General features: G+C 38.9%; 23 protein-coding genes. 9 read left to right on the top strand and 14 right to left on the bottom strand.

The genetic code is table 11. From position 1 onward, the window contains the following. Window positions 1–13: 13 nt before the first annotated feature. Window positions 14–1,186, bottom strand: coding sequence for a M20 metallopeptidase family protein (locus OMU_RS01580; protein ID WP_016178229.1), 1,173 nt, complete (start codon window positions 1,184–1,186; stop codon window positions 14–16). A gap of 277 nt (window positions 1,187–1,463) precedes the next feature. Between OMU_RS01580 and OMU_RS01575 the strand changes: the two genes are divergently transcribed. The 6 genes from OMU_RS01575 to OMU_RS01550 all read left to right on the top strand — a co-directional run bounded on the left by OMU_RS01575 (window position 1,464) and on the right by OMU_RS01550 (window position 6,112). Further along, complete coding sequence (locus OMU_RS01575) at window positions 1,464–2,099, top strand: hypothetical protein (protein WP_016178227.1); 636 nt, start codon at window positions 1,464–1,466, stop codon at window positions 2,097–2,099. A gap of 87 nt (window positions 2,100–2,186) precedes the next feature. Beyond that, entirely contained in the window at window positions 2,187–2,519 is a 333-nt protein-coding gene (locus OMU_RS01570) for a YrdB family protein (protein WP_016178226.1), read from the top strand. A gap of 140 nt (window positions 2,520–2,659) precedes the next feature. Then, on the top strand, window positions 2,660–3,550 hold the full coding sequence (gene dapA, locus OMU_RS01565; protein ID WP_016178225.1) for a 4-hydroxy-tetrahydrodipicolinate synthase: 891 nt from the start codon (window positions 2,660–2,662) through the stop codon (window positions 3,548–3,550). Then, on the top strand, window positions 3,547–4,302 hold the full coding sequence (dapB, locus tag OMU_RS01560) for a 4-hydroxy-tetrahydrodipicolinate reductase (RefSeq protein ID WP_016178224.1): 756 nt from the start codon (window positions 3,547–3,549) through the stop codon (window positions 4,300–4,302). The genes dapA (OMU_RS01565) and dapB overlap by 4 nt, the downstream gene beginning before the upstream one ends. A 202-nt stretch (window positions 4,303–4,504) precedes the next feature. Continuing rightward, a complete protein-coding gene (gene dapD, locus OMU_RS01555) occupies window positions 4,505–5,206 on the top strand; it encodes a 2,3,4,5-tetrahydropyridine-2,6-dicarboxylate N-acetyltransferase (protein WP_016178223.1) in 702 nt (233 codons plus the stop codon). A gap of 261 nt (window positions 5,207–5,467) precedes the next feature. After that, a complete protein-coding gene (locus OMU_RS01550) occupies window positions 5,468–6,112 on the top strand; it encodes a hypothetical protein (RefSeq protein WP_016178222.1) in 645 nt (214 codons plus the stop codon). A gap of 41 nt (window positions 6,113–6,153) precedes the next feature. Here the strand turns inward: OMU_RS01550 and OMU_RS01545 are convergent, their stop codons facing one another. Genes OMU_RS01545 through OMU_RS01535 form a run of 3 tightly spaced genes read right to left on the bottom strand, consistent with a single transcriptional unit; the run spans window position 6,154 to window position 8,496 of the window. After that, window positions 6,154–6,690 carry a TetR/AcrR family transcriptional regulator gene (locus tag OMU_RS01545; RefSeq protein WP_016178221.1) on the bottom strand — a complete coding sequence of 179 codons (537 nt, stop codon included), beginning with the start codon at window positions 6,688–6,690 and terminating at the stop codon, window positions 6,154–6,156. 46 nt (window positions 6,691–6,736) lie between these two features. Next, window positions 6,737–7,423, bottom strand: coding sequence for an ABC transporter ATP-binding protein (locus tag OMU_RS01540; RefSeq protein ID WP_016178220.1), 687 nt, complete (start codon window positions 7,421–7,423; stop codon window positions 6,737–6,739). 11 nt (window positions 7,424–7,434) lie between these two features. Further along, on the bottom strand, window positions 7,435–8,496 hold the full coding sequence (locus tag OMU_RS01535; protein ID WP_016178219.1) for an ABC transporter permease: 1,062 nt from the start codon (window positions 8,494–8,496) through the stop codon (window positions 7,435–7,437). A 193-nt stretch (window positions 8,497–8,689) separates the two neighbouring features. Here OMU_RS01535 and OMU_RS01530 point away from each other — a divergent pair, with 193 nt between their 5' ends. Further along, the gene (locus tag OMU_RS01530; protein ID WP_016178218.1) at window positions 8,690–9,286 is read left to right on the top strand and encodes a uracil-DNA glycosylase family protein; all 597 of its coding nucleotides are present in this window, start codon (window positions 8,690–8,692) and stop codon (window positions 9,284–9,286) included. A gap of 113 nt (window positions 9,287–9,399) precedes the next feature. Here the strand turns inward: OMU_RS01530 and OMU_RS01525 are convergent, their stop codons facing one another. After that, window positions 9,400–10,245 carry an SDR family oxidoreductase gene (locus OMU_RS01525; protein WP_016178217.1) on the bottom strand — a complete coding sequence of 282 codons (846 nt, stop codon included), beginning with the start codon at window positions 10,243–10,245 and terminating at the stop codon, window positions 9,400–9,402. A 106-nt stretch (window positions 10,246–10,351) separates the two neighbouring features. On the opposite strand from OMU_RS01525, the gene OMU_RS01520 reads away from it, so the two are divergent. Then, on the top strand, window positions 10,352–10,819 hold the full coding sequence (locus OMU_RS01520; RefSeq protein ID WP_016178216.1) for an Rrf2 family transcriptional regulator: 468 nt from the start codon (window positions 10,352–10,354) through the stop codon (window positions 10,817–10,819). 420 nt (window positions 10,820–11,239) lie between these two features. Here the strand turns inward: OMU_RS01520 and OMU_RS01515 are convergent, their stop codons facing one another. Continuing rightward, window positions 11,240–12,937, bottom strand: coding sequence for a metallophosphoesterase family protein (locus OMU_RS01515; protein ID WP_016178215.1), 1,698 nt, complete (start codon window positions 12,935–12,937; stop codon window positions 11,240–11,242). A 368-nt stretch (window positions 12,938–13,305) separates the two neighbouring features. Here OMU_RS01515 and OMU_RS23280 point away from each other — a divergent pair, with 368 nt between their 5' ends. After that, window positions 13,306–13,443, top strand: a complete 138-nt coding sequence (locus tag OMU_RS23280) for a hypothetical protein (RefSeq protein WP_016178214.1) — start codon at window positions 13,306–13,308, stop codon at window positions 13,441–13,443. A 55-nt stretch (window positions 13,444–13,498) separates the two neighbouring features. On the opposite strand, the gene OMU_RS01510 is transcribed toward OMU_RS23280, so the two are convergent. From OMU_RS01510 to OMU_RS01475, 8 genes are all read right to left on the bottom strand, one after another. Further along, window positions 13,499–16,231: a cation-translocating P-type ATPase gene (locus OMU_RS01510; protein WP_016178213.1), complete on the bottom strand. Its 2,733-nt coding sequence runs from the start codon at window positions 16,229–16,231 to the stop codon at window positions 13,499–13,501. Window positions 16,232–16,434: 203 nt separating this feature from the next. Further along, entirely contained in the window at window positions 16,435–17,712 is a 1,278-nt protein-coding gene (locus OMU_RS01505; RefSeq protein ID WP_016178212.1) for an SLC13 family permease, read from the bottom strand. A 172-nt stretch (window positions 17,713–17,884) separates the two neighbouring features. After that, complete coding sequence (locus OMU_RS01500) at window positions 17,885–19,048, bottom strand: sialidase family protein (protein ID WP_016178211.1); 1,164 nt, start codon at window positions 19,046–19,048, stop codon at window positions 17,885–17,887. A gap of 136 nt (window positions 19,049–19,184) precedes the next feature. After that, window positions 19,185–19,631, bottom strand: coding sequence for a NanQ anomerase/TabA/YiaL family protein (locus OMU_RS01495; RefSeq protein ID WP_016178210.1), 447 nt, complete (start codon window positions 19,629–19,631; stop codon window positions 19,185–19,187). 11 nt (window positions 19,632–19,642) lie between these two features. After that, a complete protein-coding gene (gene pdxA, locus OMU_RS01490; protein ID WP_071879953.1) occupies window positions 19,643–20,644 on the bottom strand; it encodes a 4-hydroxythreonine-4-phosphate dehydrogenase PdxA in 1,002 nt (333 codons plus the stop codon). Between the two features lie 39 nt (window positions 20,645–20,683). Then, window positions 20,684–21,580, bottom strand: a complete 897-nt coding sequence (gene dapA, locus OMU_RS01485) for a 4-hydroxy-tetrahydrodipicolinate synthase (protein ID WP_016178208.1) — start codon at window positions 21,578–21,580, stop codon at window positions 20,684–20,686. A 21-nt stretch (window positions 21,581–21,601) separates the two neighbouring features. Then, window positions 21,602–22,759, bottom strand: a complete 1,158-nt coding sequence (locus OMU_RS01480; protein WP_016178207.1) for an iron-containing alcohol dehydrogenase — start codon at window positions 22,757–22,759, stop codon at window positions 21,602–21,604. Window positions 22,760–22,782: 23 nt separating this feature from the next. Then, the gene (locus tag OMU_RS01475; RefSeq protein ID WP_016178206.1) at window positions 22,783–24,018 is read right to left on the bottom strand and encodes a four-carbon acid sugar kinase family protein; all 1,236 of its coding nucleotides are present in this window, start codon (window positions 24,016–24,018) and stop codon (window positions 22,783–22,785) included. Between the last annotated feature and the right edge of the window lie 137 nt (window positions 24,019–24,155).

The following is a 24,155-nucleotide window of genomic DNA, read 5'->3' as shown; positions in this document are numbered from 1 at the left end:
TAAGCCCCCTCAATTAATTCTCGTTCAATCCAGCAATTAAGTTTACATAGGTTTGAATCCCTAGTAACAGATTTACCTCATCAAATTTCATTTTTCCACTATGCAGCGGATACGTATAGCCCTTTTCTTCATCACGAATCCCTAAGAAGAAAAACATCCCAGGAATCTCCTGCTGATACCAAGAAAAATCTTCCGCGATTAAATATGGTGGAGTTTCCACGTAATAATCAGCCGCAACCTTTTCCAATTTCTTCACCATTTCCGGATCGTTATCAACGACTCGATACATATGATTGAAATCAACCACTGCCTCACAGCCATAGCCTTTAGCAATTTCCCCGGCTACTAATTCCGTCCTTCGAACGACTTCCTCATATACGGCATCATCAAAGGCCCGCATTGTTCCGTGTAAAACAACTTCCTTAGCGACAATATTCATCGCCTCGCCACCGTGAATTGTTCCAAAGGTCAACACCACGTTATCCAATGGTCCGATATTTCGTGCTAAAATACTATTCAAACCAGTAATCACACCGCCAGCAGCAACAATTGCATCTTCTCCGAGCTGCGGCTGTGCGCCATGTGTGCTGACGCCCTTGATTGTGATCGTCACCTCAGCATTACGCGCCATCATTGGCCCTGGTCGACAAGAAATTTTTCCTGCTGGAAGATCTGGAAAGACATGCAATCCCACGATTTCTTCTACACCTAGCTTTTGTAAAATACCGGACTTCATAATTAATTCCGCACCACCTGGTCCTTCTTCCGCCGGCTGAAAGACAAAGACAAGCGTTCCTTGAATTTTTTCTGGATACTTGTGTAAATAGGCAATGAAACCTAGCAGCGTTGCCATATGTCCGTCGTGACCGCAGGCATGCATTTTTCCAGGTGTTTTTGAAGCAAAATCATAGCCCGTTTGTTCTTCTACAGGCAACGCATCAATGTCTGAACGAAAGGCTAACGTTTTACCTGGTTTGGTGCCGTGTAAGACCGCGATCGTACCTGTCTCAATGACTTCATAAGTCTCTGTGACACCAAAGGATGCCAACTTCTTTCGAATATACGCTGCCGTTTGCTTTTCCTCCAATCCTAATTCGGGGATTTGGTGCAATTCGCGGCGCATAGTAGTGACTAACTCTTCTAACTCTTTGACTTCCGTATCGATCATCGTCTCACTCATTTCCATAAAAATTCTCATAATCCTATTTTTTGATTAGAAAATCATTGATAGTTTCTCATATTATAGTACAGATTGCATCAGCGGTCATTAATTTGTTTTTGAAATTTTTCAAAATTAATACATGATTCTCTTTCGTTTAAACGAGTAATTGTGATTTTAAATTCTAAAAATTTACAATTCATTTGATCTCCTCTCATTGTTCTCTTGAGCCTTACTCAATTTTTTAGTACCTATCCCTTAATTACTTGGTACACTTAGTAAAAAGAAATTTGGAGGAACAAAATTGGAAAAAGAAAAAAAGATTATGCCTGTCGACTTTTTATGGTTGGCACTTTATGCTTTTGCAGGGTTTAGTTTGGAATTGCTTCTTGGGTTGGTTAGCAGTGGTTTGAGTCTAGCTGTAAATGCCGGATTGACGGCAATTTTATGGTCAGTTGTTTCTATTTTCTTAATTCATTATGCGAAGAGCCGCTTTAATTTTGATGTTTTTAGCATTTCTCGGCCTCTGGAAAATAAAAAACTTATACTAATTATTTGCTTAGTATTTTCTGTGATCGTAGTTTCTACAATCGGCTTTGGCGGATTCAAACCAGTCGTCGAGTTTAATGGGGAACTGAAGAAAAGTATTATTGCCTTTATTTTTCGTCTATTCTATTATTTTGCAGAATGTAGTTTGATTGTATTAGTCATCGCGTTTGGTCAGAAATTTTTCGAATCTCAATTTGGATTGTCTGAGCGATTTCCTAGTGGAGGATTACTACTTGCGATCACTTGGGGCCTAATTCATTTTCTTCTTCAAGGGTTCAGTGGCGGATTGTATACGATCTTTTTTTCAGTAGTTGCCGGATGTATCTATCTTCTCTGCCAAAAAGATATTCGCTGGACTTATCTTTTTGTAGCGATCGCATTTATTCTTTAAAACGTCCATACATTGATTGTTTTTTCCTGATGTTTTAGAATTTTCTACTACTTATAATGATAGAAATTTTTGTGGAGGTGCACGTTTTTGGCTAGTATTGTATTGGGTATCCGATTTTTACTTGAAATCGCAACAGCTGGCGGGCTTTTTAGTGGTATCTTTATCAAAAAAGGTATTTTACAACGAATTCTCTTCGCTGTTTTAACAATTACTATCACACTAGTTTGGGCGAGATATGGTGCGCCAAAATCCCCAACTGTTCTGACTGGCAACGGGAAACTTTGCTTAGAACTGATCGTTTATTTTCTTGGTAGCCTTACCTATTTTTTCCTCTTCGGTACCAAGATTGGTACGTCTTATCTAGTGATTGCTAGTCTTGATCTATGGCTAATGTATCAACTAAACTTACAAGGACATTAGACGTCCTTGTTTTTTTGACTTTCTTTGATTAAAAATTTCATGAGATTTTCGTTGGCAGGCACTCATAATTAAGATATAATTCTACTATTAAAGACCTTTTTACAAAGGCTTTGAAAAAAATGAAGAAGGAGTTGTTTCCCTTGAGAATATTTGAAGGATCTGGTGTTGCTCTAGTTACGCCCATGAAAGCCGATGGTGCTGTTGATTACAAGAAGTTAGAGGAGCTAGTCGAGTGGCAGATCAGTGAAGGAACCGATGCAATCATCGCTTGCGGAACTACTGGCGAAGCTTCCACTTTAGCCAATGACGAACATATTGCTGTAATCGAGACAGTCGTCAAAAAGGTGAACGGACGAATTCCAGTTATTGCCGGAACTGGTGTAAACGATACCCAGCATGCCATCGAATTATCGACTGGTGCTGAGAAAGTTGGCGCCGATGCTCTATTGATCGTGACTCCTTATTATAATAAAGCATCAGATGAAGGCCTCTTTTTACATTATCAAAAAATTGCTGAAAGCGTGAAATTACCGATTATTTTATATTCTGTTGCTTCACGTACTAATATGAATATCACACCACAAATGGTGAAACGCCTAGGCGAAATTCCTAATGTGGTAGCAATCAAGGAAGCCAGTGGGAATATCTCACAAATTGCTGATATTGCACGAATCATGCCAGACGATTTTACGATCTATTCTGGAAATGATGATCAAGTCTTACCGATCATGGCCCTTGGTGGAAAAGGCTCTATTTCAACAATCGCCAATATTGCCCCACGGCAAACCCATGAATTAACACAAGCCTTATTAGATGGCGACTTTTCAAAAGCCAAAGAACTTCAGTTAGCACAAATTCCATTGATTCATGCGATCTTCTGCGAAGTAAATCCTATTCCAGTCAAAACAGGTGTGAGTTTATTAGGAAAAATCGAACCAAACTTCCGTCTCCCACTTTCTGCAGCGAAAGACGAAACCGTTGAAGGATTGAAAAAGGAAATGGCTGCTTATGGATTGGAGGTTGCTAAATGATCGATATTATCTTAAATGGTGCCAATGGCCGCATGGGCCAGGTTCTACAGACAATGATCGCGCATCAATCCAATATGCAAGTCGTTGCCGGAATTGATCGTGAAGCCTTCGAAGCGGACTTTCCTACTTTTCAAGCAATCAACGATTGTCAGGTAAATGCAGATGTAGTCATTGATTTTTCTCACTATACCGCAGTCCCTGCTGTTTTGGATTATTGTGCAGAAAAGAAAATCCCTGTTGTTGTAGCCACAACCGGTCTGACTGATGAAGTAAAAGAACAAATAGCTAAAACGGCAGAACAAACGGCCGTCTTCTTCTCAGCCAATATGTCTCTAGGGATCAATCTCTTAGCAAAAGCGATTCGCGAAATCACACCCGTCTTAGAGGAAGAATTCAATATTGAAATCGTGGAAAAACACCACAATCAGAAAAAGGATTCTCCTAGCGGAACTGCGTTATTATTAGCTGATGCGGTAAATGACGCGGTAGAGGAAAAGAAAACTTATATTTATGGCCGCCATGGCAATGATTTAGAAAATCCGTTATCAGAATTAGGTATTCACGCCGTTCGCGGCGGTACGATTCCTGGTGAACACACCGTAATCTATGCCGGTCCTGATGAAGTGATCGAGTTGAACCACTTGGCTTTATCCCGAAATATCTTTGCTAGTGGCGCAGTTAAAGCCGCAAAATATATCAGTGATAAAGCGACTGGTTTGTACGATATGGAAAAATTGATTGATGAGAAATAACAAACGAGACAAAATAATTACCTTAGTATGAGATAGGATGTCAGTCCAACTTTTGGCAGTTATACTTGAATTGCTATTAAGACATAAATCATTGTCTATTTTAATTCTAAATCTTTAGTTGGATGATATACGTGGCGAAAATCAAACTTATTTTTCGCCTTTTGAAAAATAATTACCTTAGTATGAGATAGGAGCAGATTCAATGACTTTAACCGATCCTTATGAAATTGCTAAATTTATTAAAAATGCCGAAAAAACGACTCCTGTGAAAGCCTATGTTCAAGGAAACTTAGCGGGAATCACCAAAGAAAAAGTTCAATTTTTCGGTCAAGAACAAACCTGGATCTTGATTGGTGAAAGTCAAGCGGTACAAGAAGTAATAAACGAGCATCAAGGAAAGATCAGTGATGTACATGTAGAAAGCGATCGCAGAAATTCGGCAATTCCAATGCTGGATATCTCATCAGTTAACGCTCGCATTGAGCCTGGTGCATTGATTCGTGATCGTGTTGAGATTGGTGATAAAGCAGTCATCATGATGGGGGCCATTATCAATATCGGTGCTTCCATCGGTGAAAGCACGATGATCGACATGGGAGCTATTTTAGGTGCACGTGCAACTGTTGGGAAACATGCCCATATTGGTGCAGGAGCGGTGTTGGCTGGCGTACTTGAGCCGCCTAGTGCTTCACCTGTTGTCGTAGAAGACAATGTTTTAGTAGGAGCTAATGCCGTTGTTTTAGAGGGAGTCCATATTGGAAAAGATGCCGTTGTTGCAGCCGGTGCTGTCGTTACCAAAGACGTTCCAGCTGGAGCCGTTGTCGCTGGCACCCCTGCCAAGATCATCAAGATGAAGGATGAAATCGATCCTGGTAAAACTGAATTTTTAGATGATTTAAGATAAGTAAGAAATCTCAGCTGTCTTCAGGTAAAAGCAGCTGAGATTTTTTTTAACCTCCGTTCTTTCCCTTTTTCCACACTAACAGTCATCGTATGCTAAAAAATTAAGCATTTTTAAATTGAATTACTCAATATTTTATTTGAAAGTCGCTTTTTTTGAATCAAATAACCTATTTTATCGTATTCCTACTGCATTTTTCACGAAGTATGCTATAATACTAACGGATTAGTACAACTCTTAAAAGAAAGCGACTGAATTATACTCGTGAATTTAAAAAGTATCAAAAAATCACTCAAAATTCGTAACAAACAAATCAACAAAACTTTTGCTCAAGTGGAAAAAACACTGAGTGAGCACATCCACAGTGATGTAAAAATCTATTTTGATAAAGTGAACACACATCAAATCCACCTTGATGAGACAACTCCTGATGGAAAAACTCGCCATATTCAAAGTGCTGAGCATGACCATTCCTTTAGAGAATTAGTCAATGCTCATATTCAAAAACCACAAACAAATACCTTAAATCAATTGACCAACAGCATCTATAATTTATGGTCAGAAAGTTTTAAAACATCAGAACCTGTTGTTGAAAGTGAGGATACTGACAAAGCAGCGGAGCTTGCTCAAGATATCTTGGCTGATGTAGTCAAGGAACCTGTTAGTGCTGATGTAACCGCAGACCAAGCAGAAGCATTGAATCAATCTTTAAAATCAAAAGCAAATTACTCTGCTGAATGGTCTGATGCTGATAAAGCGATCGAGGTATTTTATAACCCACCGAAGAAAGACCGTCAATTATTGGCAACTATCGCAGCAGATCAAACTGTTACTTATACAGATGCACTAAATACCAAACGTGTCATGAAAAAAGAATTGCCAGACATGATCGCAGCTGTCTTAGCTTAAGCAAAATCCCACTGTCGAAGATGACAGTGGGATTTTTTTCGTTATTTTAATACACCATGGAAAAAAAGTTGAATTGCTTTCTCCAGATTTTCTTGCCGCACATTCACAGGTGAATCCAAGTAAGCGGATATCAAGATAAACAATTGACTCACAGCAAAATTCGGATCAACCGTCTCCCTTATTTGAGATTCATTGTTAAATACCTTAAGAAAAGGATGTTTATAAGAGCTCTGCCAAAGTACAAATAACTTTTGAGCTGTTTCAGGACTCAGCGTATGCTGAATATCATGCATCATCATAAAAAGGCTGAAAGGATGCCTTTGTTGTAAATAGAAAGCCATTGCCAAGATTTTTTCTTCAAAACTAATATCTTGAGCTGAAAGCTCTGATAGGTTTTTCCCAACTTCATTTGCCAATCGCTGCATTACTTGAAAATAGATTTCTTCTTTATTTTTGAAATGGTAATAAATATTTGGTTGCGTAATCTCAAGTATTTTCGCGATTTGCCTAGTAGATGTGTCATTATAGCCTTGCTTCATAAATAATTCTTCAGCAACATCTAAAATCTCTTCATACATCCAATCGCCTCTTTTTTATTTGATACCATCATTATACGCGATAAGGTTATTCGTTCGCTTCTGAAATGTCTTTTTCTGTTAATTCTCCATCCTTCATCTCTAAAATTCGGTCACAGAATTTCACCAGCCGAGTATCATGAGTGACCATGATTGTCGCCTTATTTTTTTCTTTGGTTTCCTTGGCTAAAATTTTTACAACTTCATAAGCCTTCTCAGAGTCCAGACTGGCTGTCGGTTCATCGGCTAAAATAATCGTTGGGTCATGATACAACGCCCGAGCGATCGCGACTCGTTGACGTTCCCCGCCAGAAAGCTCTTCAGGATATTTATTTTCTAAACTGGCGATATCCAATTGCTCGAATAATTTTTCCGCCATTTCCGAATTATCACTTTTACTAACTTTGTCGACTAGCTTTAATTGCTTTTTGACGGTTAAAAACGGGACTAGGTTTGATGCCTGCAAAATAAAACCAATTTCCTTGAAGCGTAATTTTGCCCGTTCTTTTTCCTTCTTTTCGCTGAAATCATCATCGTTGATCAGAACTTCTCCTTCCGAAGGAGCCTGTAAACCGCCTGCAATCGTCAGAAATGTACTCTTTCCCGAACCAGACGGACCAATAATGGCAACGAACTCCCCTTTTTCCACTGAAAAATTTGTTTCCTTCAACGCTTCAATCGTTGAATCGCCATCTTTAAATGATTTTTCTACTCGTTTAAATTCAATTGCACTCATTTTTCTTCCCCCTATCCGATTGTCTTCAATGGATCAATTTTTACAATGGTTCGCACTGAGAAGAACGCACCAATTAAAGCAACTAAGATCATCAATATGCTGATTCCGCCAAAGAACAGCATATTAACCTGAAATGGCACTGCATCTGGTAATATCAGAGCTGTTCCTAACGTAGCTGCTAATCCAATCACTACCCCAACAGTCGCTAATAGGAATGTTTGCGCAATTACAGAATTTGAAATATAGCGACTTGAAATTCCCTGAGCCTTCATCACACCAAATATTTCTGCCTTTTGCATCGTTAACACATAGATGAAAATTCCTATGACGATTGCAGCAATTACGATCAAGAAACCGATCATAAATCCAAAGGTCAAGACCTGTGCACTGTAACCTGGTAGATCATTGATAAAACTCTTGATGTCCGTCTCCTCTAAATCATTTGGAACAGATTGAACATCTCCTCTAGTAATGATCGCGTTGATTCGAGTGTTTTCACTAGTTCCTTGTGTTTCAAAGCGAATTTCCTGATACGCACCAATCGTTGTATACAATACTGGTGCTACATTGAATTTTGCATTATCCGTGAACCCAACGATTTTTAATGTTTTATCGTTTCCTGCCATTTTAACAGTTTCACCGAGCTTCAGATTGTATTCATCCTTTAGCGAACGGTCCGCTACTGCTTCATTATCAGAAGAAAACATCTTTCCGCTAGTCAGCTTTGGAGCCAGAAATTGATCCTTATCGATACCAAAAAAGCTGACATCAATTTTTTCTCCCCCATCACTTTTGATTACTCCCGCTGTTTGAGCAAGATAGGCTTTTTCATCTGCCTTTACATCATCAAAAGTTTTCAGCGGTATCATTGACATATTGAGATTATTATTCGCTTCCTCTGTTAAAAGAATGGAATCTGCATTCCATTTATCTACTGCTGTTCGATTATCTTGCGCCAGCCCATAAGCCAACCCCGTTAAAAAAAATACCAGATAGGCAATCAAAAACATGACTCCCATTACTAACGTGTAACGCAATTTCGAATGTTTGATTTCATTAATCGCTAAAAACATAAAAAGACCTCCACTTATCAGTTGATAAAATTACCCTAACACGATTATTTTATGAAGGAAAATAATCTGCTTAGCAGCTGATAAGTTCATTGTCATCAAAATCCAGCATCGCTCAATTATTTTGGCAATCAATCTAAACTGGACACTCACTGTCAAGATTTCTTTTGTATACTAAACTAAAGGAGGTCACAAAATGAATATCAAACAAGAAATTGAGAAATACGTAGATGAAAATGACCAGATTTATTTAAACGATATTGATATCGATCCAAAATTAATAAAGGCGATTATGATTAACGAAGTGGTTCCTGCTGATCCAAACAATGATTTCTACGGTTTAGAAGATGCTGCTTACATGGAAACTACAATACCATTATTTCAAAAAGCCGGTATCGAGGTTACAAACATTCAAGACATATTGTCTTACGGTATTTATCTAACTAACGCGATAAAAATTCCAAAATCAGAAACGACAATCTCTAATGACAGCATCGAAAAAAGTTTGCCTTATTTAGAAAAGGAATTGAACCTTTTTCCAAATGTTCAAGTAATTATGTTGATGGGCGATGTCGCAAAAAAATGCTTTAATCGGATCACCAAAAAGTCTACAAAAAGAAATATTGTCCCAGCTATCTCCACCTATAAATTGCGAAACACTGAACTTTACTATCAAAATATCCGAATCATGCCCTCTTACATCATGACTGGTAAAAATATTTTGATTGAAAAATCAAAGGTTCGAATGGCGGCGGAAGATCTTGCCATTATGTATGAAATCATTTCTGATTAGTATCTCCATACAAGTTTTTCATTTACTAAAAATGACTATTCCAAAGAAGGAATAGTCATTTTAGGCTTATCTAGCTGTTTTATAATGCTTAGACAAAAAAGTCTGTGTATCCATCAATGCAAAAGCTCTTTAAATCCTGCTTCCAAACTCATTAGTGGTCTGCCTAATGCTTTTTCGAAATCCGTAGAAGTAACATCTAGTTGATTATTTTTAATATCATATTGGAAAGATAAAAATAGTTCTGCGACCGATTGAGGCATTCCGTTGGCAACCAAATGATTAATAAAACCTGAATCATCTGAACTTATTACTTCAAACTCTTTTCCTGTCGCTTTTTTTAGCGCGTTCGCCAAAGTGTTATAGTTTACTGGTTTTCCAGAAAGTTCTAAAATGGCTGGATAGTCAGCTCCTAGTAGAGCCTTTGCAGCCACCTCTGCGTATTCTCTTTTCATCGCCCAACCTGTTTTTCCATTTCCAGCCGCATAAACAAATTTCCCACTATTCATAGCCGCTTCGACTAACGGCAATTCATTCTCTAAATACCAATTATTACGCAAAAATGTATGCGAGATGCCTGCTTTTTCAATCAATCGTTCTGTAAAAAGATGATCCTCAGCTAAAGGACTAGTTGCTTTGTCCGCTTCAGCAAAACTTGTATAAGCAATGTAAGATACTCCTGCTTTTATTGCTGCTTCAACCACATTTGCGTGCTCCTTCTGTCGATTGCCTGGAGCACCAGACACAAACAGCACACGATCAATTCCTTCAAATACTCTTTCCATAGCCTCCTTATCCCCATAATCACCGATTCGAACATGTATACCAGCCCTTTTTAAAGCTTCAGCTTTTGCTTCACTTCGAACCAAAGCAAAAATCTCCGAGGTTGAAATACTTTTTTTCAAGAAGTCCAATGCATGATTTCCGAATCCTCCAGTTGCACCTGTTACTAAATAATTCATATGATCCGCTCCTTTTCTTTTGCTGTACATTTATAATTTACACCTATAATCATAAGTAGTATGATAAGATATGTCAAGAAAGAAAATTACAAAAGGAGCTGAGGTCATGAAATACTCGATACAATTCAGTGATGCCATCCACATCCTTGCTTATATTGAAATCTGCAAAGGAACTGATGCGCTATCTAGTGAAATGATTGCTAAAAGTGTGGAAACGAATCCAGCAAATGTTCGAAAAATCATGAGCCAACTAAAAAAATCTGGGCTGATCCTCACACAAATCGGAAAACCAAACCCCACTCTCGCAAAACGACCGGAAAATATCACGCTATTAGAAATTTATAAAAGTATTGAGGGAAATACGAACTTGATTCAAGTAGATCCTAAAACAAATCCGAATTGTATCGTTGGCGCAAATATTCAAGAAGTGCTTAGCGAAAAATACGATGCGCTGCAGAAAAAAGTAGAAGAAGAAATGAATGAGATTACGCTTGATATGTTAATCCACAAAATCGCCAAACTGGAAATTGATAAAAGACCGGAAAATAAGAAGCTGATTCAAGATTTTTTATAAAAATCAAAAAAAGAGCTGTGACAAAAATTTCGTCACAGCTCATTACTTGTTTCTAAATCCGTCGACTCATTTGAAGTACAGCGATCTTTCGACGAAAATCCTCTCTTATCTTGATTAAATAAGGAAAAAATATCAGTGATCTCTATCTTTTTATAAAATCCCATCAAAATTTGCGGATACTCCTCTGCTAAGTTTTGAGTTTCTCGTGAATAGTCAATTACGTCAAATCCAGCGTTAGCAAGTTCTGTTAATAAATTTCTATATTACTCTTGAAAAGTGATATTGCCTGAGATTACGACTCTGATAGATTTCCTCCATACATTCTTTCATATTCGGATAAAGCTATATACGAACAAATATATTATCTTTGAATAATCGTAAAAATCAACAGAGGCGAAAATCTTTCTTCTCCTCTGTCACTTATTTTCCGCATTCTAATAAGCTCATTAATTCAAACCCGGTATTTACTTTTGAATAAATCGAGCACACAACAAACATCCGTTTTCCAGCAAATTCAACATTTTTGAAGCGTCTTGAAGATGCCGGGATATGATGATGTCCATGAATAGCGCCGATAATATTGTATCTTTCAAATAGCTTTTCTATCTGTGGTTCTGAACAAACATAATCTTTATTATATGCATCGCTTGTTTCTGGCAGTAGGCTCAGTTCATTGAACAATGGTGCGTGAGAAACAATTACAGTGGGTGTATCCACGTCCTCGCCTAAGATTTTTTCCAGCGCGTTTAAAATGAATCGTTGCAGCGCTTCTTTTCGTCTCACTAACGCAACAGGAATTGTCAAACCGACATAACGAATACCTTCATAAATAAGATACTCATTGTTCAAAAGCTTCATTTTTGGAAAGCGACTAGTGATTTCCGTTTTGACCACTTCATAAAAATCATGCTCACCAGTCGGTAATAAATACCACGCTTCATCCGTTTCTTGCATTAGTTCCTTAAACCATTCATAGTTGAAAAACGGTCGCCACTTATCCCATTGCTCATCAGATACATCGGTCGTTTCAGGTAGAACATCCATTAGTTCATGTCCTCCTATCACATAGATCCCTTCAATTTCTTCATCTTGAACATGAGAATCCGACACATCACCGACCAGCACATTAAAATGTCGATTAACAAATGGCAACTTTCCATCCTGCGCATGGATATCTGAAACCACATTGATCAGATTACGATTTTCAGTGGAATGGACGTTTTTGAAATACTTCTCTGCTTCATCGGGATGGACACTGTGAGCAACATAGTTTTCCCGCGTTCGGGAGAGTTCTTCCCCATATTGAGAGCGTAGAAGCGGTTGAGTATTGACCATTTGAGCTGAATCAGTAACAGCTAGAGCCTGTTCAACATCATGCTTCACTTCTTGAGGCAATAAGGAAAGTGCCGATTCAATATCCGAATATATCGTCAGTCCTTTGTCGATCAGCAGTTGATCTTGCTCCACTGCATCTAACAACTGAACATCTTTTCCATCGATCATCAATGGCAATGAATTAGCCAGCTGAACAACGAAATTCAAATACTCAGAAATATAGCCTGCAATTCCGGTTTTTATATTTTCACTAAAAAGAAATTTTCCGGCCAGATTCGCTGATAACGGTCCGGTTTCATCGTGTTGCATCAATCGTCCAGCAACCTGAATTTCTAATAACGGATTTTGCAGGATCGCTTTATAAGCCTGCTTTACTTCAAATGATTTATCATCCACACGATTTCCAGACACCTGAAAAATGCTCAACATCAAATATTTCTCTATTGTTGTCTGATGAAGCTCGATATAGCGTCGAATTTCTTCTGGATGAAGCAAGTATTGGATCGCGGCACGTTGGATATAGTTTCGAGCTGTATCATAAGGAATCGCTGAATAGACTAAATCGCCTTTTGAGGAAATTGCCATAGATTGATTTCTTGTATTGTAGGTCAATTGAAAATAATCATTTTTAAAAACCGTTTTATTAACGGGCCGCCGTTTATTTTCTGGATAACGTTCTATTCGTTCAGCTAGAGATGGTGGCAGCACAACCTTTGAGGTAGTTTGCAGGGAAGCTGCTCGATTTTCAATCAACGAATTTGTCGTCTCTTTTTCTGATTTCATGGAATCACCTCTCATCCTGTTAATCATTCTTTTATTAAACCCATTATAGCGTGTATCGTCAAATCGGGTGAAGGATTTCTCAAAAGTCTTTAGCTTCATTGCTTTCTAAATGAGTAACAATCCTCAGATGCGCCTCATTCTTAAATCACTCTTTCATTTAGTTACACTCTGAGTATACCAATCAGTCAATGACTAAGGAGGTGTGTAATTGTATTTTTCTTTACTAGATTTTAGTTTCGGATGAATCATCTAAAAAAGTAAAATAACAAATGATACGCACTATTAATAATTTCGTTTCATAATAAATAATTGAAGAGAATGATTCCTTAATCAGTGGTAGGATGTCAGGTGAAAGGGATGGATGATTAATGGAATATGTTATTGGTAATGAAATTACTACCGTAGACTGCCATGGAGAAAAAGTAACAGGAATCATCGAACAAATCTATGTAAATACGATAATTGTCGGGACTATGACAATGAAATATGTCTGTCCCAAAAAATAGCTTAGTGCATAAAAAGCAGGCAGCGTATCTAAATTCTGACACACTGCCTGTTTTTTTACTCGATTACTGCTTCTTCAACTTTTTCAGCAGAAACTTTTCGCTGAAAAAACTTTACAAATTCAACAATCGGAATAATTGAGAAGGACGCTCCAGCAACTACACTCCATTGGATACCATTTAAAGAAGCTACACGAAAAATATCGTTTAGTCCCGGTACCAAAATAATTACACCCATCAGAGCAAAGGAAAGCAAAATCGCCCAGTTGAAGGTTTTGTTACGGAACAGCCCTACTTTGAAAATTGATTGCTTCACAGACTTCACGTTAAAGGCGTGGAATAGCTGCATAAATCCAAGTGTCGCAAAGCACATCGTCAAGGCATCTGCATGTTGCAAATTATAAAGTGCCTGAGTGGATAATTCCGGCATATTTAACGCTGTATGCGCTGGATTTTGAATCGCAAACCAATAAACAAACAACGTAATCCCGCCTTCTAAAATTCCTTGATAAATAATACTGCTGAACACTCCACCAGAGAATAGATTTGAACTGCGCCCTCTTGGTTTATGACTCATTAAATCTTTTTCAGCTGGTTCCATTCCTAATGCGATTGCTGGAAATGTATCAGTTACTAAATTGATCCATAATAAGTGAATCGGCAACAAAGTATCCCAAGCAAACAAGGTCGCAATAAATAAAGTCAATACTTCACCTAAATTCGCTGCTAACAAGTATTGAACAGTCTTTTGAATATTCGAAAATACTTTCCGACCTTCTTCGACTGCAACGACGATCGTAGCAAAATTATCATCAGCCAGTACCATATCGGAGGCGCCTTTAGAAACTTCTGTACCAGTAATCCCCATACCAATTCCGATATCGGCTTGTTTTAATGACGGAGCATCATTGACACCATCGCCGGTCATCGCTACTACTTTTCCTTCTTGCTGCCAGGCCTTTACGATCCGGACCTTATGCTCTGGCGATACGCGCGCATACACAGAATAGTTGTACACTTTTTTAGCAAACTCTTCATCACTCAGCTCGTTCAGCTCTGCACCGGTTAAGACAGCGTTGGAATTTCCATCATGAATAATTCCTAGACGAACCGCGATGGCTTCAGCAGTATCTTTGTGATCTCCTGTGATCATAATAGGTCGAATCCCAGCTTCTTTTGCCATTCTCACCGCTTCGGCAGCTTCTTCTCTTTCGGGATCAATCATCCCGACTAATCCAGCAAAGCATAAATCATTTTCAAGTATTTCTGACGTCAATTCTTGTGGGAGTTCGTCTAAATACTTGAAGCCCATCGCCAACACCCGTAGTGCTTGCTTCGCCATATCAGCATTGTTAAACAGAATTTCATTCTTTTGTTTTTCCGTCATGGAATGTTCTTGGCCAGCTACAAATACACGTTTTGTTCGTTGAATTAAGACATCTGGAGCTCCCTTTACCGCAACTAGATATCTTCCGTCAGCAAGTTGATGAACCGTGCTCATGAGTTTCCGATCTGAATCAAAAGGGAGCTCTCCGACACGAGGCTCTTTTTTCAGACTTTGGTGAATATCAAAATTCTGATCAATCCCAAATTGAACTAAAGCCGTTTCCGTGGGATCACCAATCAATGTTCCATCTTGAGCAAATTTTGTATCATTAGCGTAATTCATGATTTTTATCGCTAAGTCGTCTGTTCCAATAGTAGATTTAGCCGATTTTTGCTGAAACTCATCATACAATTTTTCTACAGTCATTTGATTCAGTGTCAAAGTTCCTGTTTTATCCGAAGCAATGATGTCCGTGCTTCCTAACGTTTCCACAGCTGGTAATTTGCGAATAACAGAATTACGTCTTGCCATTACTTGGGTTCCTAAAGCTAAAATGATTGTCACAATTGCTGGTAATCCTTCAGGAATTGCTGCAACGGCTAAGGAAATCGAAGTCAACAGCATGTCTACGAAAGAAGTCCCATTGATCAATGTTCCAACGATAAACATAATCACTGCGATGGCAATTATCGCTATAGTCAAGAATTTACCCAGATCATTCAAATTATTCTTCAGCGGCGTTTCTGTTTCGTCCGCTTGAGCCAACATATCAGCGATTTTTCCGACTTCGGTACTCATTCCAGTGTTCACTACAACACCTTTACCCCGGCCATAGGTTACATTGCTATTTGAAAAAGCCATGTTTACACGATCCCCAATACCAATATCACCAGCTGGTAATACGCCCGTTTCTTTTTCCACTGGTACCGATTCACCCGTCAAGGCCGCTTCTTCAATTTTTAATGAAGCCGCTTCTAATAATCGAATATCTGCTGGAACAACATCTCCCGCTTCTAGTAATACAATATCCCCAGGAACTAGCTCATCACTTTTGATTGATAAGGTATGCCCGTCCCTCAAGACAGTAGCATTTGGTGTCGACATTTGCTTCAACGCTTCAATCGCCTGCTCCGCTTTGGCTTCTTGAAAAACACCCATGATCGCATTAATGATCACAACGAGTAAAATGATGATTGAATCAACAACTTCATGAGATACAATTGCTGAGATGATTGCAACAGCAAGTAAAACCAGAATCATAAAATCCTTGAACTGTTCCGCAAATTTCATCAATAGACTCTTTTTCTTACCTTCAGCCAGTTCATTTTTTCCATATGCTGCTAAACGTTTTTTTGCCTCGTTATTACTTAATCCATCGCTTGATGTCTGCATTTCAGTCAAAACAAGTTCTGTAGCTTCCGCATAAAATGCTGTTGTACTTTGTTTCTTATTCGTTTCTGTCATAACTTCCTCCTAATTTTTCTTAAAAAAAGAGACTTGTGTATGTCTAAAAAGGCATACACAAGTCTCACCATTCAAGACAGCACCAGAAAAATTTTTTCGTTATTGGTGATACTGTCTCAGCTGTTACACTGCTGGTTACTCCCTTATGTGGAAATTAAAATTCTAATGTAGAACGGTCAATCCAAACAAAACAATTACTTCATTTAAAATGGAAAGACTACGACTGATCCGATTGTCAGTGCAACGATTCGAATCAGATACATAGGCACTGAATATTTCCAGAACTCCGGCAGCTTGTATTTTCCCATCCCCATGATCATGGCTGGCATTCCATCTACAGGCATATACCCTCCATTCCAACCAGAGATCACAACTGCTGTTGCCGCTGCAACAGGGCTTAAACCTAAACTAATCGTTGTCGCTATCGCGATTGGAGCGAAAATATAAACAGATCCCATGTTTGAACCCGTAAATGTTGCACAAGTACTAGTTAATAAAGCGAAGATCAACACTAAGAAGAATGGATGGAAATTCGTTCCGATCGTATCTGCCACTAAATCACCGATCATCGCTGTAAATCCAGTATTTGCTAAGGCATCTGCCACTCCGATAACACCAGCCATCATCAAGATTACTGGTGCTCCCATACTGTCACGCACTTCTTTGAAATCTAACACATTGATTACTAAGAGGATAGCACCTGCTAATCCCGGAATCACATAAGAAGCATCACCTAATGTATTCATCATCATCATGCCAGCAACACTTAACATGAATAAAGCAATCGTAAGATTTTCTTTCCACGCCGGCAATACTACTGCTTCAGCTTCTTCTTTTTTATCCTCTTCTCCTGGTTCTGTAATTGGATGATCTGGTAATAAACGATAAGCAATCAAACTCCAAACTAGGAAACCCATTGCTAAAATGAAGTTAACGATTGCAAATTTCGGCATTGAGATCGTCTCTTTATACCCCGCCGTTTCTAACACACTGACAGTTACGCCATAAAATAACGCGCAGTTAAAGGGCAGTAACGGATGGTTCGTCGCAAAACCTAAAGGCATCATTAATTTTGATGTAGGCATTTTTTTATTATAAGGAATCATCGATACTAACGATAAAATAAGAACATAATACCCAGTAGATCCAGAACCTGTCAGACTTGCACCAAGCATCACCACGATCAGCAGTAACACATAACTTTTATAGCCGCCACGATTAACCAAAGAAATCATCGTGGATTGGACTCTGCCAATCAAACTGGTCTTCATTAAACCTGCCATTACAACCATAAATCCTGCTACCATAATTACACTTGAATTTACAAATCCTGCAAAAGCCTCTTGAACTGTTGATAAACCAGTAACAACCAATAACAAGCAGGCCAACAAAGGTGGAGCGCCAAAGGCCAATTTGTCAGACATGATCAAAACGATCATGAAAACCAAAATACCCAGGGCGAGAATCATTTCTATTGTCATTTTTGTATTCTCCTTTTTTGTTAAAATGAAATAATTTTTTACTTTCTGTTGATACATAAGGAAGATCAACGCCCTATGTATCAGCAGTAAATGTAATTCTAAGTCCTGAGCAGTGGTCGCTCTGCAGCGCAACACACTGATGCTGGAAACTTCAAATAGTTATTTTTTTCGGTTAGACGCCTTCACCCGAAGTTGGATTATAGACACCCTCTGCTTCTCTTTTTTCGCCAAATAAATCTTCCACTGTAAAACGAACGTACTTCACGCACAAACGATTCTTGTAGGCATAAACCAAATGCAACACCCCATTGCTGTCTTGATAAAGTGTCGGATATTCGTGCTGCGAGTTATTCGTTTTATTTTCGATTCCAATATAGCCTTCAGCGGGTTCAAAGACTCTGCCGATTGGCCAAGTTTTACCATGATCTTCTGTAACTGAAACAGCAACTGGATTTCGTAAGCCAGGCCATGCCACTTTTCCGAATTCCGCACGATTGGCAGCGTTCACATTATAAGCTAAAGCGATTTCACCCGATTGCAGCTTAATTGCACTGACACTCGCATTATTATTCGGTAGCATGGTCGCTTCTGGAACTGACCAAGTATCACCGAAATCATGCGATTCACTCTTATAAACATGATCCGCAAATCGACTACGCATAAAGGCAACTAAATGTCCTTCTTCTACTTCAATTAGATTTGCATGTACTCGCCCATTACTATCAGGCATCCGAACCGCTTTCCACGTTTTTCCTTGGTCGTCTGAAACTTGAAATTCCGTTGGATCATTGGTCAATCCATCTGGTGAATCTTCACATAGCCATGTACTAAAAATCCAACGGCCGTTACTTAAAACTTGAATTGCTTGTCTAGAGAAGGTCCCTTCATTATCGAACAATACCTCTGGTTCTTTCCAAGTCTCTCCCTCATCCTCAGATTTTTGAACCATAATAATAGAAGTAAACTGCATGTTATCTTTGCCTTCTTGACGGCTCAATTGAGACGTATAAATTAACCAAATCTCGCCATCCGGTGCTCTGAAAAAGGCTGGATTCTGTTCACTGCGATCTTCACCCTTAGAAACAATCTTTGCCTCTGACCAAACCTGTGTTTTAGGGTCTAACTTGGAAACAGCGATGGAAATATCTCCGCTTCCTTCAAAACTTCCAGCAAACCACGCACACAACATCCCACCATCCTTCGTTTCAATTAATGCGGGTGCATGAGCAGTTGCTTTTCCGCCAGTGGGAATCAATCCAAAATCTATATTCATAAAATCATCCCGATAAACCACGCCATTTGGTTCAGATTGTCGTACTTTCGGTAACTCTGTCATACTTTTTCCTCCTTATTCTTCCTATTAATGTGTTTATTTTTTCTTCTAGAAAAACTAAGTAAACGATTCATGTCGCATCCCATCCAACTAGGTTTCACCGGCAGTCGCTCACTTATTTTTCCAGAGTGCTTCCTTTTTAATTAAGTGCTAACTTAATGACTGCTTTCTTAAAGCGCAGCGGCTGATCGACGTGAAAAACCGCTTTATGACCATCCCAAGGAAAGCAAAGGTATGCCATGCCCTCAGATATTTTCATCTTATGTGTATCTTTACCCGTAAACTTTTGAACATCTTTTTCTGCGTTGTAGGGGATCGCTTCGGTTAAATCGTCAATTTTGTTCCAAGCGATATATTCTTCCCCTTCCAAGACAATCTGAAGATCTACGAAGTTTCGATGCGCTTCGAATTGTGTCTCTTCAATGGGTTTGGTCGCTCCTTCTTGAAAGAAGAAGAAACCACCCTCGAAGAAATACTTTTTGCCAAATTCCTGTTGCTCAATCCTATTCATTGCTTCAAGCGCATCAGGAATATTGGGAAATAATTTCGTATAATGTTTCAAATTTGCTACTGCATCAATAATCATTTCTCAACCTCCTAAGAATTCTCGGCTAAACGAATCGCATAGTCGATAGCATTTTCAAGACTGAATTCACTTGCCGTCCATTTTCCGGCTTGGTCAAATGCGGTACCATGATCCACAGAAGTTCGAATAATCGGCAGACCAAGAGTAATGTTTACTCCTTTGACCGCTTCCCAAGCACCTGCTTTCTGATCATAGACAAAGCCTAATGTTTTCAACGGAATGTGCCCTTGATCGTGATACATTGCAACAACGATGTCATACATCCCGCCGTTCGCCTTGGAAAACACGGTATCCGCTGGTAAAGAACCATACGCTTTGATGCCTTCTGCCTTAGCAGTTTCTACGGCTGGATTGATCTCATTGATTTCTTCTTGACCGAACAAACCATTTTCACCACAGTGAGGATTCAAGCCCGCCACTGCGATTCGCGGTTCAGCGATTCCTAAATTTTTGCAGGCTTGATTCGCAATTCGAATCACATCTAAAACCCGTTCTTTTGTGGCACGATCGCAGGCTTCTCTTAAGGAAACATGAGTCGAAACATGCACAACCCGCAAATTCCCGTCTGCCAGCATCATCGTATATTTTTCAGTTCCAGTTAAATCTGCATAAATTTCAGTATGTCCAGCATAATGATGACCAGCCGCATTCATTGCTTCTTTATTCAGTGGATTTGTAACAGTGGCGTCAACTTCTTTAGCCATCGCTAGTTCGATCACTTTTTTTACATATTGAAAGGCGGCATTTCCGCCAACTTTAGAGACCTCCCCAATTGGCAAATCTTTCATGTTTACAACAGCTAAATCAATCAAATCAATTGTTCCAAACGTGAATTTTCCTTCATTTGGCTTTTTCACTACATTGATAGCTAGAGCTAATTCCGGATGCTTTTCTAAGTAGTATTTCAAAACACTTTCATCACCGATTAATAGCGGACGACACCGATCATATAACGCTTGTTTGTTCAAGGTTTTAATCGCGATCTCAGGACCAATTCCAGCTGGATCGCCCATGGTGATTCCAACGATTTTTTTCACTTCGCTTCCTCCATCCTATTTCATGCCTTTTTCTTGATTTTCTGCAATTACTTTTTTCAACGCTTCTGTTGCCTGTGGGGAAACTTGATTGAACGGTGCACGACATTTCCCGACTGGGTAACCTAACAGTCCTACTGTATGCTTGACAATTGTATTCGGATTACCAAATTTGAAGCAATCTCTAAATGAACGAATCGAATCTTGATAAGCTCTTGCTTTTTCAATATTTCCTTCTAAAAATTGTTCATAAATCTGAGCCATAACAAATGGATAGATGTTTGAACATCCCGCAATTCCGCCTTGTCCACCTGCTAGAAGCGTCCACAAAATCAATGAATCATTACCGGAAAGAACAGCGAAATCCTTCTGCTCACGAGTCTGTTCAATGTATTGCAAAATATTATCAAAATTTCCGCTGCTGTCTTTCACACCAATAATATTGTCAATCGTACTTAATTTACCAACGGTAGCTGGAGCAATGGCATTGCCGGTTCGCGCTGGGATATTGTATAGAACGATTGGCATATCCACGTTTTCAGCCACTGTTTTAAAGTGGGTATACAACTCCTCTTGTGATGCTGCCGCAAACGAAGGGGTAATGATTGAAAGTACATCCACACCAACCTCCTTCGCCTTTTGTGACAAACGAATCGTATCTTTTGTTCCTACAAGTCCTGTTGAAGCATAAACAGGTACGCGACCGTTTACCTCTTCAACTGCCACCTTCATGATTTCAATTTTTTCTTCTTCTGAAAGAATATAGCCTTCGCCATTGGTCCCAAAAACAAAGATTCCATGGATACCACCATCAATTAGTCGATTGATTTGCACACGAAGCTCTTCATAATTAACACTCTCATCGTTTTTCATTGGTGTTAAAATTGGAGAAATGATTCCTTTGATTTCTACCATATTATTCTGCCCCATTCCTTTTTATAAAATTTCTAAATAGATGCTTCTTGCATCTTCAGGTGTCACTTCGCGCTTATTGTTGACTAACAAGCGTGTTACTTCCATCCCTGCAGCTACTAAACCGTCCAAGTCTTCGGCTGGTACATCAAAAGTTTTCAAGCTAGTAGGAATTTCCAATACTTTGACGATTTCTTCTAGCTGATTGATCATGTAACTAGATTTCTGATCCACTGTTAAATTTTTATCGCCATTTTTTACTACTCGGTCGTATGCCACCGCCAGTAATTCTTTGATCGCTGGTTCATTAAATTTCATCACCGGTGTCAATAGCATCGCATTAGAAACACCGTGAGCAATGTGGTATTTCCCACCTAATGGATATGAAAGTGCATGAACGGCAGTTGTTCCTGATGAGGTGATCGCTACTCCAGCATAGAAGGAGCCTAAAAGCATGTTACTTTTTGCGTCTAATGCCTCTGGATTGGTGCAAGCTTCAATAATGTTGTTCATAATCAAGTCCAATGCTTCTAACGCGAAGGTATTACTGATTGGATTTGCCTTTGTAGAAGTGAAGCATTCAATTGCGTGACATAACGCGTCCACTCCAGTCGCTGCTGCGATCGGTTTTGGTAAATTTTTGATCATTCGACTGTCTAAAATCACGTAGTCGGCGATCATTTCAGGATTGACGATTCCAATTTTTAATTCCTTTTCCGGAACTCCAACGATGCTGTTAGGAGTCGCTTCTGAACCTGTTCCAGCGGTAGTTGGAATCATTAAGCTAGTAATTTGCTTCTTAGCCAATAATGGATTGTCCAATAAATCCTTAACCGTGTAACTATCTGTCGCTAAGATTGACGCTAGTTTGGCAACATCCATCACACTTCCGCCGCCGATTGCAATAATAAAATCTGCTTTTTCCTTCTTAAATTCCTCCACCATCGCTTGGGCTTCATGATAATTCGGTTCTGCCGGAATCTCCGATATGATCGTGTATTCTACACCAGCCTTTTCAATCATTGATTTAGGTAAATCCAATAGCCCTGCGCCTAAAATTCCTTTATCGGTAAAAATCACGATCTTTTGAACACATTTTGCAAGGATATCTGAAAGTTGCTCAATTGCATGTTCGCCGGCAATAATATTCTTTGGCATTTTTAAGCTGTAATCTGCAAGCATTTTTATTTCCTCCATTTTCTTATCTATTCTGTTAATTGGCTGATTTCTTCAAAAAGTTCAACATTTCCAAAGCCACCAGACTTAGTAATCACCTGAATTTCTCGATTCTTCCATATAATTGAGGAAAGAACCACACCGGCACTAATTTCTACCAGCGGTTTTATCTGATTGATCCCTAACACACTCATTGACTGAAACAAGGTATCACCGCCTGTGAATAGGAAGGTGTTTTCAGAGTCCTTCGACCAAATAGCTTGCGTTAGTTCTCCTAATGACCGACCAATTTTAAAACGAAAATCTGAAATATCTAAGCCTTGTTCTTGTTTGTAGCTTTCAATTCCTATGCTAGTTTCTTTACTTAATGTTTCAAAGAGAATCAGCGGATGCTTCTCCATTAACGATAAATAATGATCCACCTTCTTTTTTCCTTCTGAATCGAACCAATAATTTGAGCGTAACAATTGGTGATGGGTCAAGGAAATTCTAGGATAGTTCCTCTGCTCTACATAATCGACCTGTTTTTTTGTGATTGGGTTGACACTTCCGCATATCACCACAAGAGGTTTTTTTAAGGAATAATTTTTAGGTTCATATTCGGGAAATAGTTTTGTTGCTAATATCTTCGCAAACCCAGCACATCCTACCGTCATTGACAGCAAATTCTTCTGTTGCAGCCTTTCGACATGCTGCTCCATATCCTCATTCGTTTTAGCATCAAATAGTAAAACACCGTTGAAGCTTTGCGGAAATGTTTCTTTTATTAAGAGGCCATCAATATTCGCTTCTTTTTTTAATCGTCGCAATACGTTACTTTCATTCACTGGCTCATAGGGATCTTTTCCAAAGACACTCTCAGAAACTAATATTTGATCAATGTATAAATTCCCATCTATTAATACACGATTCATTTCAGGATAAGCTGGTAAAAACGGTACCGCAGTTGCTCGACTAGCATCTAACACAGCTTTAATCTCAGCACTGATATTCCCTCGCAAAGCAGAATCAACTTTTTTGTAAATGAAAGGCACATCCGCACTTTTAGCGCTTACAATTATCCGATGAATTAAGCTGTATGCCTCTTCAAATCTTAAGTAACGACTTTCTGTATCAATTACTAATACATCGACTTCTTCATTCATTTCATTGAAGTTAAATGTTGTATCAGTCGAAACCATCGTTGGAATTCCTCGTTTAGAAAATTGAACACCTGTATCTAACGCTCCGGTAAAATCATCTGCGATAACTAATAGCTTTATCATCCGTTCACCACCTTAGATTTCATGGTTTCATTTTAGCTTGCATCCTTGCCCTTGGATATTTAAAAAAAGAAAAAATCGTTTATTATTGAAACATTTTCTTTGTTTTGATGTTTTCCTTAAATAAAAAGATGTATAAT

The organism is Enterococcus avium ATCC 14025, assembly GCF_000406965.1.
GTDB lineage: Bacteria > Bacillota > Bacilli > Lactobacillales > Enterococcaceae > Enterococcus_A > Enterococcus_A avium.
Note: the sequence above shows the minus strand (reverse complement) of the source record. Positions and strands in the feature narration are given on the sequence as shown.